At 40.1% G+C, this 15,913-nt stretch carries 11 protein-coding genes and 1 pseudogene; 5 read left to right on the plus strand and 7 right to left on the minus strand.

The features are described from left to right. Positions 1-192 precede the first annotated feature (192 nt). The 3 genes and pseudogenes from ASL19_RS18665 to pyk all read right to left on the minus strand — a co-directional run bounded on the left by ASL19_RS18665 (position 193) and on the right by pyk (position 2,494). Positions 193-309 (minus strand): hypothetical protein, encoded by a 117-nt coding sequence (locus tag ASL19_RS18665; RefSeq protein ID WP_072149140.1) that lies wholly within the window; start codon positions 307-309, stop codon positions 193-195. 89 nt (positions 310-398) lie between these two features. Further along, positions 399-680, minus strand: a pseudogene (locus ASL19_RS18670) (AAA family ATPase); the annotation flags it as partial. Between the two features lie 44 nt (positions 681-724). Then, complete coding sequence (gene pyk / locus ASL19_RS12560) at positions 725-2,494, minus strand: pyruvate kinase (protein ID WP_057178618.1); 1,770 nt, start codon at positions 2,492-2,494, stop codon at positions 725-727. A gap of 224 nt (positions 2,495-2,718) precedes the next feature. Between pyk and ASL19_RS12565 the strand changes: the two genes are divergently transcribed. Beyond that, the gene (locus tag ASL19_RS12565) at positions 2,719-3,633 is read left to right on the plus strand and encodes a carbohydrate ABC transporter permease (protein WP_057178619.1); all 915 of its coding nucleotides are present in this window, start codon (positions 2,719-2,721) and stop codon (positions 3,631-3,633) included. Here ASL19_RS12565 and ASL19_RS12570 read toward each other — a convergent pair. Beyond that, a complete protein-coding gene (locus ASL19_RS12570) occupies positions 3,630-9,182 on the minus strand; it encodes a translocation/assembly module TamB domain-containing protein (protein WP_057178620.1) in 5,553 nt (1,850 codons plus the stop codon). The two genes, ASL19_RS12565 and ASL19_RS12570, sit on opposite strands and share 4 nt — an antisense overlap. A gap of 138 nt (positions 9,183-9,320) precedes the next feature. After that, entirely contained in the window at positions 9,321-11,291 is a 1,971-nt protein-coding gene (gene acs, locus ASL19_RS12575; protein WP_057178621.1) for an acetate--CoA ligase, read from the minus strand. A 303-nt stretch (positions 11,292-11,594) separates the two neighbouring features. On the opposite strand from acs, the gene ASL19_RS12580 reads away from it, so the two are divergent. From ASL19_RS12580 to ASL19_RS12590, 3 genes are all read left to right on the plus strand, one after another. Then, entirely contained in the window at positions 11,595-12,287 is a 693-nt protein-coding gene (locus ASL19_RS12580; protein WP_057178622.1) for a hypothetical protein, read from the plus strand. A 63-nt stretch (positions 12,288-12,350) separates the two neighbouring features. Beyond that, positions 12,351-12,800: a hypothetical protein gene (locus ASL19_RS12585; protein WP_006277276.1), complete on the plus strand. Its 450-nt coding sequence runs from the start codon at positions 12,351-12,353 to the stop codon at positions 12,798-12,800. Positions 12,801-12,943: 143 nt separating this feature from the next. Further along, positions 12,944-13,681, plus strand: coding sequence for a TerC family protein (locus ASL19_RS12590; protein WP_006277278.1), 738 nt, complete (start codon positions 12,944-12,946; stop codon positions 13,679-13,681). 45 nt (positions 13,682-13,726) lie between these two features. On the opposite strand, the gene ndk is transcribed toward ASL19_RS12590, so the two are convergent. Beyond that, positions 13,727-14,176, minus strand: coding sequence for a nucleoside-diphosphate kinase (ndk, locus tag ASL19_RS12595; protein ID WP_040009052.1), 450 nt, complete (start codon positions 14,174-14,176; stop codon positions 13,727-13,729). 85 nt (positions 14,177-14,261) lie between these two features. Here ndk and ASL19_RS12600 point away from each other — a divergent pair, with 85 nt between their 5' ends. Then, a complete protein-coding gene (locus ASL19_RS12600) occupies positions 14,262-14,723 on the plus strand; it encodes a hypothetical protein (protein WP_057178623.1) in 462 nt (153 codons plus the stop codon). 34 nt (positions 14,724-14,757) lie between these two features. On the opposite strand, the gene thrC is transcribed toward ASL19_RS12600, so the two are convergent. Continuing rightward, positions 14,758-15,849 (minus strand): threonine synthase, encoded by a 1,092-nt coding sequence (gene thrC / locus ASL19_RS12605; protein ID WP_006277282.1) that lies wholly within the window; start codon positions 15,847-15,849, stop codon positions 14,758-14,760. Between the last annotated feature and the right edge of the window lie 64 nt (positions 15,850-15,913).

Genomic DNA, 15,913 nt, shown 5'->3' on the forward strand with positions numbered 1-15,913 from the left:
AACGCTCCAGGTTGTTTAATTAATCTTAATGCGAAACTCGTTTTGTCCACATAGACACAGTTACTACCACGCATTTTGTCTAGCGTGTTTATCCCTAACGGCAAGTTTTTTACGTCTACTTCTTGGCTCATCATGTAATGATTAATCCAATATATTAGGCTCTTATTAGAGCAGGTCAATTCTTAACCAGACTTATTGCCAGTTCGCTTGTATAAGATTCCTTTGGCTGCGACTAAATATCAAACCAATTTCATGGACAGATTTTCCCGGTTCCCCACGGTATTTTTCAGCATAGTTTCGCTGGAGGATTTGGTCAAGTGCTGCATTATCCCGGACTTGATTCCCCTGGGGTTATAAACAGTCTCTGAACCTGTCCAATTATAACCATTGTACCAATGGCGCAGTGCATCCCAATCTACTCCCTCAAGGTGGTCACCGAAGGACTCTCGCAGGTCGGTTTCAGTATAACCACAGATGGATGAGTAAGCTTCGCTAATAGTGATGTCCTTGAATAGACTTTTGCCAAAGCGTCTTGGTCGTGACAAAAAAAACGCACCAGGTTGTTTAATCAGTTTTAATGCCAAATGCGTTTTGTCCACATAGACACAGTCACTACCACGCAGTTTGTCCAGCGTGTTTATCCCCAAAGGCAAGTTTTTTAGGTTTACTTCTTGGCTCATCTGTAATGATTAGTCCAATTTCTTAGAATTGTAATAGAGCATGTTCACCTTGTACCCACCGCACCAGAATAGACTAATCCCCGCTGCATATCTAAGGTCAAAATTGTCCCATCTTTTATTACTTGGGTCGCTTGCTTGACACCCACTATTACTGGTACTCCTAATCTCAATCCAATTACAGCAGCATGACTATTCAAACTCTCCTCCTCCGTAATAATACCACTAGCCTTACGGATTGCTTCCACACAACCTGCTCCGGTGCTGGATGCTACTAAAATATCTCCTTGGCTGAAATTGGTCGCGTCTATACCATTGCGCACCACTCTTGCACGACCACTAACAGAACCCTGTCCTAAACCAATTCCTTGACCTAATATAGCTGTGACTACTTCCACTTTAATTAGGTCTGTAGACCCAGAAACTCCCTGCAATGTACCAGCAGTCATTACAACTAAATCCCCCTCACTCAAGAGCCTTTTTTCTTGAGCTACGTTAATGGCAGCTTGGAATGTTTGACCGGTGGAAGGTAAGTCCAATACGAGTAAAGGTCTAACACCCCAAACCATTTGTAATTGTCTGGCTACGTTTACATGAGGTGTGATAGCTAAAATGGGCGTTTTAGGACGGTATTTAGAAACATTACGCGCAGTTGCTCCCGTTTGGGTCAAGGTCATGATTGCTGCTGCACCTAAGTTCTCAGCAATCTGTCCCACAGCTTGACTAATAGCATTAGGAATAGAACGTTTATCATCTGTTCCTAAACGGGAACTGGTATTTATCTGTTCCTGTTCAATACGCTCTGCTATTCTAGCCATAGTAGCTACTGCTTCTACCGGATAGTTACCTACCGCCGTCTCATTGGAAAGCATTACCGCATCTGTACCATCTAAAATCGCGTTGGCAACGTCGGACACTTCAGCACGAGTTGGACGAGGATTACTGACCATGCTATCTAACATTTGAGTAGCAGTGATAATAGGAATGCCTAAACGGTTAGCCGTGGCAATTAATCGCTTTTGTAGTACGGGAACATCTTCTGCAGGTAGTTCTACCCCTAAATCACCCCTAGCAACCATTACTCCATCACACAAGGAAAGAACTTCTTCCATTTGTTCTATGGCTTCGTGTTTCTCTATCTTGGCAACTACGGGCACATTCTTACCAGTGCTGGAAATTAACTCTTTGATTTCTATAATGTCTTGGGGGTTACGCACAAAGGACAAAGCCACCCAATCCACTCCCTGGTCTAAACCAAACATCAGATCCTCTCGATCCTTATCGGTCATGGCTTTAATAGACAAATACACTCCGGGAAAGTTGACCCCCTTGTTGTTAGAAAGTTTACCCGCAACTGTGACTCGACAATGTAAATCTCCTTTGTCACGGTTAATTTCTTCCACCACCATTTCTACTCGACCATCATCAAGGAGAATTTTTGACCCAATTGGCACTTCCTCTGCTAGATAATCATAGGTGACACAGCTAATTTCTTCATTCCCCACTACTGGACGATTTGTTAGAGTAAAGCGATCGCCTTTAGATAGCATGATAAAACCATTATCAAATTTACCTAGACGAATTTTAGGTCCTTGTAAATCTTGCAAGATTGCTACTGGTCTGTTTAACTCAAAAGCAGTTTGTCTAATCAAACGGATGCTACGCTGATGATCAGCGTGAGTCCCATGGGAAAAATTTAATCTTAGAGTGGTTGCTCCAGCTTCAATAATAGCTTTTAGCATTTCTGGACTGCTGGTAGCAGGTCCGATGGTAGCAACGATTTTGGTGCGACGCAGGGAATCTCTTAATTGCGACATGTGGATTTCAGGATTGTTGGGATCTATCTGGGAAATAATGGTAAGTTAAGCAGCTAACTCTTTTAGTGATTACTATATCAATGTCAATGAATCAATCTATTCCTCATCTAATCAGCATCACTGCGATTAAATCTTACTACAATTAATTCAGAATCGGAAATCTATACAAAACCTATAGGAAACTTAAACATAGTTAAATCCTGATCAACAATAGTAACAAAGCCATGACCAATCAACTAACATTCAAAACCTGGAATAGAATCAAACAAAAACTGACCCCCTACTTCTTTTTAATACCTGCTTTGTTTTTGCTAAGCTTAACCGTTTTTGTACCTGCACTGCAAGCTTTTTACCTGAGTTTTACCACCTATCAAGATATTGGGGAGTCCCCCAAATTTATAGGTATTGACAACTTTGTTCGGTTATGGTATGATCCTGTGTTCTGGCTAACCCTAGTTAATACTATTGTTTACCTGGTGGGAGTTGTACCAATTCTAGTTATTCTACCCTTAATTTTAGCAATTTTAGTGAATCAAAAATTACGGGGAATGAGTTGGTTTAGAACTGCTTATTACACACCCGTAGTAATTTCCATGGTAGTTGCTGGTATTGCTTGGAAATGGTTATATGCAGAAAATGGTTTATTAAATCAATTAATCAAAACCTTGGGTATCTTTCCCGATGGGATTCCCTGGTTAACCAGTCCAGATAAAATCTTAGGAATTGTGCCCATTTCCCTGGCCAGCGTTATGGTTGTGACTATTTGGAAGGGTTTGGGATATTACATGGTTATTTATCTAGCTGGTTTACAATCTATTCCCGAAGACATTTATGAAGCTGCTGCTATTGACGGTTCTGAAGGTATTCGTCAACATATAGACATTACTATTCCCCTAATGCGTCCCTATTTAGCTCTAGTAGCAGTTATTTCCGCTATTTCCGCTACTAAAGTTTTTGAAGAAGTTTACATTATGACTGGTGGTGGACCTATCAATAGCTCCAAAACAATTGTTTATTACTTATATGAGCAAGCATTTAGTAATCTACAGTTGACGTACGCTTGTACTATTGGTTTAGTCCTATTCCTGATCATTCTAGGGTTATCCTATTTACAGATAGGAATTACCCGAGAGCGTTAAAATCTTCTTTCAAACTCAACTACTCCACGAGTATCATCTGTGAAATTACTAGACCCACGAAGGCGTAAATTATCGTCTAGTCTATAGTTAAAACCCCATTGTAAAGGATCCTGAGTAGTAATAATTTTAATAGTTGAGAAAGAAAACTTGTCAAAGATATCCATACCAGCTTCCAAAGCCAATTCCACCGTTGAATTAGTTAAAGTTGAATTAATGAAACTGGAATTAGTTCTATTAGATTGTGGTTTCTGAGATAGAACCGTAGGAAAAACCCGTAACTCGCTTAATCCAATAGCATCCCGAATAAAATTAAACCCCATTTGTAAATAATTTGCCACAGCAGATCCAGCAATATTAATCAAACCAAATGTGGTGTCACCACGCGATTGGTTATCAGCAAATTCACTTCCTAATCCCCCGAGCAAAGTAATAATTTCCGTTTGGGAGCGGGAGGGAATACTTTTCATTTCCAGATTATCATTCAACTGATCTGCATAACCCTTAACCCGTGCTTCTATCCGAATAGTTTCTAACTTGGATAATCCTGTAGAAATCTCTCTGGTTAGATCTGTAGTCTTGATCCCATCCAATACCTTGGCAAAAAGTTTCACATCTAATTCAGGAATGCGGGGTTTGAACTCCCTAAAAGTGGCGGTGTGCTCATAGTTACGTATCAAATTAAATTGAGTGGTAAATAAATTTACTCCTCCTCTAAATAATCTAATACTTCCTGTGGGGATGAGATTATTTAATTCACCATTGATATTTAACTTTCCTCTGGAAAGGAAATTGAATACAGGTGGACTGGCTATTTGCATCCCCTGATCTAAGGTAATTTGCAGGTTTTGAAATCTGACAGGTCCACTATTGTTTTGATTGATAGGTTTTACCTGTTTAGTAGGAATAGGTAATAGGTTATTTTGATAGAGTGGAGTATCAATTGCATCCTCAGTTTGGGATGAATTAGCAGTTTGAGATTCTGTGAGTAAAACTTGCCCATTTGATAATGCTATATCACCACCTATCAGTGGTTGTAATGCAGATCCAGTAATTACTAAATTACCATTAGCAGTACCTTTGTATAACCCCTTGATATTTAATAATAATTGTTCCAGCTTGACACTCAAAGGGTTATTGATTTGGATATTTTTACTAGTAAAAATGGGAATTTCTCCTGCAACTTCTATTTTACCCTTACTAAATAGTCCTTGGACATTATTCACCGATACTCTATCAAAGTCGAAGTCCGCTTGTCCGGAAACATCCGTAAGTTTGCCCACTAAGTTTGGCACTAGAAATGTGGCGTTTTTTAGAGCAGCAATACCTTTAACTATTGGTTTTCTTTGAGTTCCCCGAATGGCTAAATTTACTTCACCTTCACCATTTTCAAAAGATACTTGATCCGTAAACAAATTCAACAGTCCTAAACCCTCATTTTTCACCTTCATGTCTAGGATAATGTTGCTATTTGGTACTACGGATGCAAATGGTAGTTTATAGGGAATATCCCCATTAATCTCAACTGGTTCCCTACCAGATGCCAAAATTTTACTGTCGAACCTTAAACGGCCATCAGTATAACTAAAACTTGCATTTGCCGACTCTATAGGCTTTTGGTTAAGTTGTGCTTCTGTAATTGTTAATTCTCCTCTAGTTTGAGGATTAGCTAAACTACCAGCGATCGCAGCATCGACATTAATATTACCATCAATTCCCACTGGCAATTTAACAAATCTGTTTAATAGTTTTGTAGAAAGATTATTAACCGTTAATTTTCCTGACTGCGTTGCACCACCTATATTTCCAGTAAAGGATAGGAGCTGGTTTTTCTCTTGAATCCGCAGGGGTTGTAAACTTAAAATCCCTCGCTCCAAATTGCCCTGTGCCAGAATTTTTTCCACTTTATAAAAGCGATCGGGTTCGGTTGGTCTACCCCAAGTAAAGTTTTCTCCTGCTAGTTTAAATTTTAGTGCTATTCCAGTTCTTGCACTTAGGTTCACATCAATATCACCACCAAAAGTTCCTTTGATATCTTTCAAATCTGGAATAGGTTGAGAATCGGAGCGATTTTTATTTTCTGCTGCAATAATTTCATCAACCTTGTCGAGTTTTTGTATTCTTTCTCCTAAAGATAGATTTACTTTACTGGGCGAGTTGGTTTTTAAATCAGCTGCTACGCCATATTTTGGCAATCTAAAACCTCTTCCCAAATCTTGAAGTTCAAAGATTTGTGCCAGGGTGAGTAAATTTTGGATTTTGCTTTGACTGATCCTGATTTTACTTTGTAATTCCGGTCCTTGACGAGTTTGTTGGAAACTACCATCAAATAAATAGCGACTTTCACCACTGACAAATTCCCCATTTGTAATAGTAGTTCTCTGATTATTATTGTTATAATCGAATTCTGTCTTAAACAGGTCTCCTTTAATTCTAGCTAGTTGGGGTTTAATGATCTCAATATTTCCCCTACTTGCTAAATTCCTGTAATTTATCTGTAGGTTTCCAGTCAATAAGCCAGCTATACTTCCCTTACCTATAAGTGGATTATCTGGTAAATTAAAGTTTAACTTTTCCAGGGGTAAGTTGTTAGCTTCAATAGCTAATTTCTCCCCCTCCAATTTTCCCTCAACTGACATTTGTTGCAACTTGAATAAAAACCTACCCGATGGATTATTCCTATTGTCATTAGTCTTTAAGTTGGCAGCTAATCTATCTGTTTTACCAGATAAATCCAAAGTTAAATCTTGACCTTGAACTAAGTTAATGTTGCCATCTAATAATGGTTCAAAGGAAAATTTCTCTACCTCTAAATTTTTTAAACCTAGCCTACCTACCACATTGGGAGTGGTAATTTTACCGGTAATTTCACCTTGAAAATCTGCCTTTCCTCTTAGTTTTAAGGGAACGGGAAATGGCAATTGTTGAAAATCATAATCTTGGGCTTGCAAACTAATTTTCACCTCGCCAAGTTCTGGCATTCCCGATTGTTGGGCATTGGCTAAAATATAACCTTTAGCATGGAAGTTATTACCCTTGAGTTGGGCAATATTTAATTGCTGACCACTCCAATATATGCCAGCTACTATGGGTGAGTTAATCCCTCCCCTAATTTGATTAAATTCTATTTCACCTGCTGCACGCACATCCGCTAATTTAGCTGACCCTAGAATACCAGCTAGTTGGAATTTTCCACCAATTTCACCGGACAGTTGTTTATTGATCCGATTTAATTTTACACCATAACCGCTGACTATGGCTTGGTAAGCACCTTTACTAATTTTAATTCCAGAAGCGGTAATTTTTCCCCCGGCAATATTTATTCCTGCTACTCCATTTATTTGAATATTTTCTGGTTGCAAATTTTCTAGAGATCCAGCAATATTTAACTGACCACCTAATCCTCCCTTTAATTCGGGTGGCATGGATGCTAATTTTTGTATAGGCACGTTAGCAATTGCTATTTTAGCTTGATAATTGCCATTACTAACTCTGATTTCCTGGAGGTTAATTCTACCATTGTCGATTTGTACTTTCGCTTTTCCACTAGCATTTAAGGTTTTGAGATTTATATTTTCTGTGTCACCAACAATAGTTAATTTACCCCCTAAAGGATAATTAAGAATGGGTGGGGATTGCCTAAGTATTTTGGCAACCTGCAGATTCTCGCTGACCAGGTGGGCAGTAAATTTATTGTTATTTAGTTCTACACGAGAAAGCCCTATTCTACCACCCGCAATATTGATATTTAACTGCTCTGGTTGAATATTAGTAATTTTTAAGTCGTCAGAAGTTCCCGACACAATTAACTTACCATTAAGCTCTGCGTCGGTTAAATTAATATTGTCTAGGTTATTTTCTAGTTTGGTTTTCAATAGGCTTTCAAGATTTGCTAATCTGATATTGTTTGCTTGGGCGATCGCCTGCCACTTTTGACGATTATAATTTCCATAAGCTCGGACTATATTGCCATTGATATTGACGGTGATATTAGGAAAATCAATGCTGTTATCGGGGTTAATAACTGTTTCTCCAGTTAGGGGGTATGTAGCTTGTGGAGCTTGCCATTTTACCCAGGTCTGAAGATTGCTAGTTTTTCCTGATATATTGGCGGTGGCTGATAGTTTACCGATTTGAAAATCAGCATTATTCCTCTGACTATAAACTCGAGATAAGGCGTCACCGTCTAGATTTTTGGCACTTAAATTCATGCTTACTTCCGGTATTTGACCCAGATTAATTTTTCCCGATCCAGTCAGTTCACCACCTAAACTAGATACCACTTGAATCTCTTTGAAAGCTATCTGAGGTGTGCGGGTAGTTAGTTCAAATTTGCCGCTGACTTTCTCAAAATCCAGGCGATCAATTTGGGCATTTTTAATATTGCTTACTTGACCCAAAAGCACGGGTTGAGAAATATCACCTAAAAATTGTAAATCTGCTTTTAATACACCACCCACGGGAACAGGTAACTTAATTTTTAATGTTTCTAGAGCTTGGGAAGCGCTCACAGCATTGACAACTCCACTTAAATTAAACCCCCGTTTTTGGTCAATTGAACCTTTAGCCACCACAGGAATTTTGCCATAATTGCCCACCAAATTATCTATCTCAATTGCCGATCCCTGAAACTTGATATTCCCCTGGGTATTATTAAAAGGTTGTGGTATTTTTCCTAATTGCCAATTTACCCCTTCTAAATTTGCATTGCCATATAACAAAACTGGATCTTCTGGTGTCAATTGGATTTTTATGTCACTATTAATCTTGCCCGATCTTACTTTTATATCTGCTGGAATTAAACGACTAATATCGGCTATATATAAATCTTTAGTTTTTACATTTACATTACCCATAAGTGTTGGTTTAGTTTCCATATCTCCCGCTATAGAAATATCACCACCACTTTGATTATTTCCAGTTAGGTCAAATTTAAATTTTTGATTGTTATCTAACAGCTGAACCCTACCATACAGTTTGGCAAGAGTAATGGGAACTGATGAACTAGTGTCGCTCCCCGGTGTCTCCAATCTTTGATTTGGTACCAATACTAATCTGCCGTTGCGAATACTTATCTTGCTTAAATCAGTTTTAATAATTCCTGGTTCTTCAGGAGGAGCAATAGTGGTGGTAATCCAGCGTTGTTGATTATCCTGCTCAATATAAATATCTGGGTCAATTAAAGTAACATCTAATTTTAGGTGACGGTTAACTACCAAATCCCACGGATTAAAACTTACATCTACTGCTTGGATAGCTATTCTATCGGAATCTGTGGGAGTTGGGGGAATACCAGAAGCAGCAAACCGCACTCCAGTTAGAGAAAATTCTTTCACTGCTCCTAGTTGCACAGGACGGTTTAAAGTTGAGGTTAGTCCCTTTTGTGCTAAGGGTACTAGGTCCTTGTGGATAAAACCCCGCACCCACCACATTCCACCAATTAATAAAATTAGCACAGACCCACCCAAGGCTATGCTACCACGAGTCAAAAACAGCCACCATAGGGTTTGACTTGGGCTTTGTGGGAAAGATGGAGGAGAAGATTTGGACATGATAGAATATGACTCTATAAATATTGAGCAGGAAATTCCTAATCTATAGTTAGCACAATCTTTAGGAATCTAGGCACTATTTTGATTTATAATTTCCAGCCATCCATGCCATATCTATGGGAAAATGCCTCCTGCTTCCTAATTTCCTTCCCGCAATTTATCCAACACGCTGCGATCCTCCAAAGTAGATGTGTCACCGGATACCTCTTGACCTGCTGCTAAACTCCTGAGCAAACGACGCATGATTTTACCCGATCTGGTTTTTGGTAAAGCATCGGTAAATCTAATTTCACCAGGACGGGCGATCGCTCCTATTTCTTTAACCACGTGTTGTTTTAATTCTTTGCTTAATTCTTCACTCCCTTTGTAAGTTCCTTCTAGGGTGACAAAAGCCACAACTTCTTCACCTTTTAATTGATCAGGTTTACCAACCACAGCAGCTTCAGCAACAGCAGGATGGGAAACCAGAGCAGACTCAACTTCCATAGTCCCTAAACGGTGTCCAGAGACATTAAGTACGTCGTCCACCCGTCCCATGACCCAGAAATAGCCATCTTCATCTTTTCTAGCACCATCACCGGCAAAATAAGTGTAGTTGCCCTCTTTTGGGGGTATGTGTTCCCAATAGGTACGACGGAATCGATCTGGATCACCATAAACGGTTCGCATCATTCCTGGCCAGGGATAACGCACTGCCAAATAACCACCTTGGTTATCGGGGAGGGAATTACCTTCCAGATCTACAATGTCGGCTATAATACCTGGGAAAGGACGGGTTGCAGATCCGGGTTTGGTTGGTATGGCTCCGGGTAGGGGTGTAATCATAATACCACCAGTTTCCGTTTGCCACCAGGTGTCCACAATGGGACAGCGTTCACCACCAATCACCCTGTAATACCACATCCAGGCTTCGGGATTGATGGGTTCTCCCACAGTACCCAATAATCTCAGGGATGAAAGATTTCTGGCTTTTGGATGATGTTCTCCCATTTTAATAAATGCTCGGATGGCTGTGGGAGCAGTATAGAAAATAGTCACTCCATATTTTTCAATCACATCCCAAAAACAACCAGGATTAGAAGATCTAGGTGCACCTTCATACATAACTGTAGTTGCACCATTGGATAATGGTCCATATACTATATAACTATGACCGGTAATCCAACCCACATCAGCTGTACACCAATAGACATCTGTGTCCTGGAGGTCAAAAATCCACTTGGTGGTAATATGACTATATAAGTTATAGCCACCTGTAGTATGAACTACTCCTTTAGGTTTCCCCGTACTACCAGATGTGTAGAGAACAAATAACATATCCTCACTATCCATGGGTTCAGCTGGACAGTCAGCGGAGGCATTTTTTTGTAAATCATGCCACCAGTGGTCCCGTCCCGGTTCCATTTGGGTTTCCTGTTCTGTGCGCTTGACCACTAACACATCTGTCACACTAGGAACATAATTATTGCTCAAAGCTAGATCTACTTGTTCCTTGAGAGCTACAATTGTGTCCTTCCGCCAACCTCCATCAGCTGTGACTACCACCTTAGCTTGTGCATCATTCAGGCGATCGCGCAATGCCTCAGCACTAAAACCACCAAACACAACACTATGAGGTGCACCAATTCTGGCACAAGCTAACATAGCAATAGCTGCCTCTGGTATCATAGGCATATAAATACCTACCCGATCACCCTTTTGAACTCCCAATTGTTTGAGGACATTAGCAAACTGACAAACTTCCCGATGAAGTTGGGCGTATGTGAGGGTACGACTATCTCCTGGTTCACCTTCCCAAATAAGAGCTGCTTTGTTTTTGCGCCAAGTTGTCAGGTGACGGTCAAGACAGTTGTAAGATATATTAATCTTGCCATTAACAAACCATTTGGCAAAGGGGGGTTGCCAATCTAAGACAGCATCCCATTTAGTGAACCAATGTAACTCTTTTTGTGCCAAACCTGCCCAAAACTCTTCAGGATTTGCCTTAGCCGTATCATAGAGACGTTGATACTCTTCTACGCTTTTAATATTAGCCTGTTGAGAAAAATTACTGGTGGGATGGAAGAGACGTTTTTCTTGTAAGATTGATTCTATAGTTATTTGAGACATAATTGCTTCTCAAGGTATTACCAAGACCTATATATAACAAAGTCTCGCCAAATAGTATTGATTGTTAAAAAACTTAGTATTGCATTGGTAGGCCAAGTCATTCAGTAGAGTGTAAATAATTATTAAGAGACGGCGGAATGGCTAAAGTGTAGTATACTTGGGTCAAGATGGAAATTTTTTAAACCAAACTTTAACAAGAAGGAAACGGAAATACAAAAGAACAATATGAACCATATATCCAGATATTATGAGGTGGATTGAGAACAGTTTAGTAGAGTTAATTACTCAAAAGTAGGGCCTAGTTTGCAAGCAAAAGATATTAAGGAGCAACTAAAGTCATTAAGTCAGATAGCCATGACGATAGATCCCCAATTAGCCAAAAGACTAGATGAGGTCAATCGTTGGGTAAAATGTATTCGTCCCGGTTCCCTAACAGCCAAACCCTATGTGCTGGCATTTCTCCTGGAAGTAATTACAGACTCAAGAATCTGGCTAGTAATTCAATCAACATCAGACCCAGGGGCCAAAAAGGCAAAATTTGAGCAGATGACCGCCAATGAAAGGTATTGGTATGGTTATTTGTTCCCTAGGTGGATTAACTCAAGCGATACCAAATTTTACATTTGGAAGAAAAAAATTATGGGGGGGGAATTTAATCAGTTGGATAATGATATTATTAGACTAATGGCCCAAGAGATAGAACGTCGGGAGGGTCAGGTTTGGCAACGCTATATTGCTGATCTTTCCATGGCTACAGACCTAATAGTGAGTAATCATCAACATAAACCACTTTGTATCCAAATTACCAGCGTCAGTAAAGAGTTACATGCGAAAAAATATGACAAGTGGCAACACGCCTTGCAAATTTGGGAAATAGAAAGAGGATTGTTTCTAAGCTATGATCCTGCTAACAATGACTTTATTCGTCAGTCAGTAAATGTGGTGCTGTATAACAGTGATCATCTTTCTGAGGGTAAATACTTAAAGTTTTCCTGATGATAGATTTTTGATGTCCGTTACCCAAATTGTCTAAAATGTTACCAGCTCACAACAGCATTTATGCTTAATCAAAAAGAAATGAACAGCATTACTCAAGTGGATGAATTGGCTGAGATTTTAACAGCGGCCCGCAGAATGCAGCAAGAGTGGTTAGAGTATGGAGTAAATTATGTACATCTTTACGTAGAAGATGTGGAGGGGGACTGGTTAGAGAAGTGGGGTGAAAATGAAGAGGTAGCACAAGAAAATGTGTTGTTGGATCAGATCAAGGAATTTTTGGTAAGTAACGATGAAATCGCGGTGAAAATTAGGCATAGTTTGCGGGATAGGCCACTTTTTGAATTAGCAGTAGATTTAACAGCATATTTGGGGGTTGATTCAGGGGAGGAAAAAGTATCTGTACTGAAGGATATTTTAAGTAATTACCTAGATTTGTGTAATCTGGATTTAATTGATTTAGCCAGTAGATTAATTGTTGACGTTCTCCCCATTTATCAGTCAACTTACTAAGTAAGCTTTCAAGCGTTAGTTCCCAAATTAGTTAAAATCATGGTACACTCGTTGATAACTTTGGAAAAAACGGCTAAACACCGACAAATTTTCTATATTCCACAGTTGCTGCTATTTTAGATCCCTCCTGACTGAAAATTGCAATGCTAGACCAAATATCACAGTACCTACAGTTTAATATTAGTATAGAAGCACCCATAGTGCTAACAGTTCTGGTTTTCCTGGAAGCTGTGTTGTCTGCAGACAATGCTATTGCTTTAGCTGTAATTGCCCAGGGACTGGAAGATAAAACCCTAGAACGTCGGGCTCTAAATGTGGGCCTGATTATAGCTTACATCCTGAGAATCAGTCTACTACTGACAGCTACCTGGGTGCAACAATTCTGGCAATTTGAATTGTTGGGCGCTCTCTATCTGTTATGGTTGGTATTCCAACATTTTACATCTCAGGAAAAAGCAGATCATCACCACCATGGGCCAAGATTTAAATCTTTGTGGCAAGCTATACCTGTAATTGCTTTTACTGACCTGGCTTTTTCTTTAGATAGTGTGACTACAGCCATAGCGGTTTCCCAAGAAACATGGTTAGTTTTAATAGGTACAACTATTGGAGTAATTACACTAAGATTTATGGCGGAGCTATTTATTCGCTGGTTAGACGAATATGAAAACCTAGCAGATGCAGGTTATATCACTGTAGCATTAGTAGGTTTACGTCTATTATTAAAAGTCCTAAACGAAGCCTTTGTTCCTCCCCAATGGTTAATGGTCGGTGCGATCGCTATAATTTTGGTTTGGGGTTTCTCTAAGCGGAATATTGTTGGTGAGGTTGAAATAGAACAAACAGAACAAATAGAGGAAACGGAAAAAACCCAGGTTTAATGGAACAGGAAGAATAGGAAATCTATTTTCCCATTCCTCCCTAATCTATTCTGCTAACCAAGGAGCTAGATGAGGTGTCCAGTTGACCAACTCCTCTTCCTTAAACCATAGTGAAATTTCTCGTTGCGCAGTTTCAATCGCATCAGATCCGTGGATCAGGTTGCGACCAATGTTAATCCCAAAATCACCGCGAATTGTGCCTGGTTCTGAGGTTAGGGGGTTAGTAGCACCGATAATTTTTCTAGCAGATGCGACCACACCTTGACCTTGCCAAACCATAGCCACTACAGGACCAGAAGTGATAAACTCAACCAAGCTGGCAAAAAAAGGTCTTTCCTTATGAACATCATAATGCTGTTCAGCCAGTTCCTTACTGACCTTCATAAACTTTAAACCCACTAGGGTAAAACCCTTGGTTTCAAAGCGACGGATAATTTCTCCCGCAAGTCCCCGTTGGACTCCATCAGGCTTAATGGCAATAAAAGTGCGTTCCAAAGCTGTCTCCAAAGGCATAAAAAAGTCATCTGTGATTATTGTTAATGGTATGTACCACTTTTGTCTAGTAGTTCCAGGAAGAAATATGAACCAAGATTTAACACAAAAATGGTTATCAGAAATTCAAAACCTTCAACAGCAAATGTTACAACTGCAAAAAGAACATGATCAAGCCTGGGAAACTTGTGAAAAATGGCGACAGCTCTATAATACTGAGTCCCAACAACGCCGCGCTGATGCAATTATGTATCAACAACAAATTACTGCTTTAAAAGCTGAATTTGAATTGTTTCAACATGTAAGCACTTACTCCCAGGAAGGAGAAACCACCCAAATAGATCCGCAAATCAATGCGTTTATGTCCATGGAGGATTTAAAAAATCAACTCGTGAACATTACACAAGAACGCGATCGCTTGGTACGAGCATTAAAGTTAGAACAAGAGAACCATCAAAAAACCCGAATTAATCTAACTACAGCATTGGGGGATGCCATTGATAGTTTAACCGAGTGGAAAGCCAAGGTGGAAACGCCAACATTTATTTAGGCTTTTAGGCCCCCTAATTAACAGAGAGGATAGATTAAAAACCCATAGCTTGGGCCACAGCATTTAAATTAGCTGGTATACCTTGTTTAAACTGGGCATGACTATGTTTAATAGCTGTATCTGGGTCTTTGAGACCATTCCCTGTGAGGACACAAACCACTGTGGCACCGGTGGGCACTTGATCCTTGACCTTGAGTAACCCAGCTACCGAAGCTGCACTAGCAGGTTCACAGAAAATCCCCTCCGAAGAAGCTAACAAACGATAAGCATCCAAAATTTCCCCATCTGTGACAGCATTAAAACTACCCTGACTAGCAGTTTGAGCCACCACCGCTTTTTCCCAACTCGCTGGATTGCCAATCCTAATCGCCGTCGCTATGGTGTCCGGATTTGCCACCGGATGACCCTGAACCAAAGGTGCTGCTCCCTCTGCTTGAAAACCCATCATTTGGGGGAGGCGATCGCATTTTCCTGCTTGGTGATATTGACAAAAACCCATCCAATATGCTGTGATGTTACCAGCATTTCCCACGGGAATACATAGCCAATCAGGAGCATTACCCAAAGCATCAACTACCTCAAAAGCTCCCGTTTTCTGACCTTCCAGGCGGTAGGGATTGACGGAATTTACCAAGGTGATGGGGTAATGATCTGCCATTTCCCGCACAATTTCCAGAGCTTTATCAAAATTGCCCTGAATAGCTAACACCTGGGCACCATACAGTAGGGCCTGTGCTAACTTGCCCAAAGCCACATAACCATCGGGAATCAGTACAAAGGGACGCATTCCCCCCCTTTGGGCATAGGCAGCCGCAGCAGCAGAGGTGTTTCCTGTACTAGCACAAATTACTGCCTTAGCACCTGCTTCCTTGGCTTTGGTGATAGCCATAGTCATTCCCCGATCTTTAAAACTACCAGTGGGGTTGAGACCATCATATTTAACAAATACCTTAACCTGTTTACCAATGCGCTGTGCGATCGCTGGTGTAGGAATTAAGGGTGTATTACCCTCCAGCAGGGTTACCACTGGAGTGTTTGCACTTACAGGTAAGTAGTCGCGGTAGGCTTCTATTAGACCTGGCCAAGGTTGGCGATGAGATTTAGCAACAGACAAGCTCAAAGTCACAGTATTCTAAACTTCTTAACTAGAAATTGGGAATGGGAGGATTAATTAATAGTCTTAATCACTT

This window comes from Cylindrospermopsis sp. CR12, assembly GCF_001432185.1.
Lineage (GTDB): Bacteria > Cyanobacteriota > Cyanobacteriia > Cyanobacteriales > Nostocaceae > Raphidiopsis > Raphidiopsis raciborskii.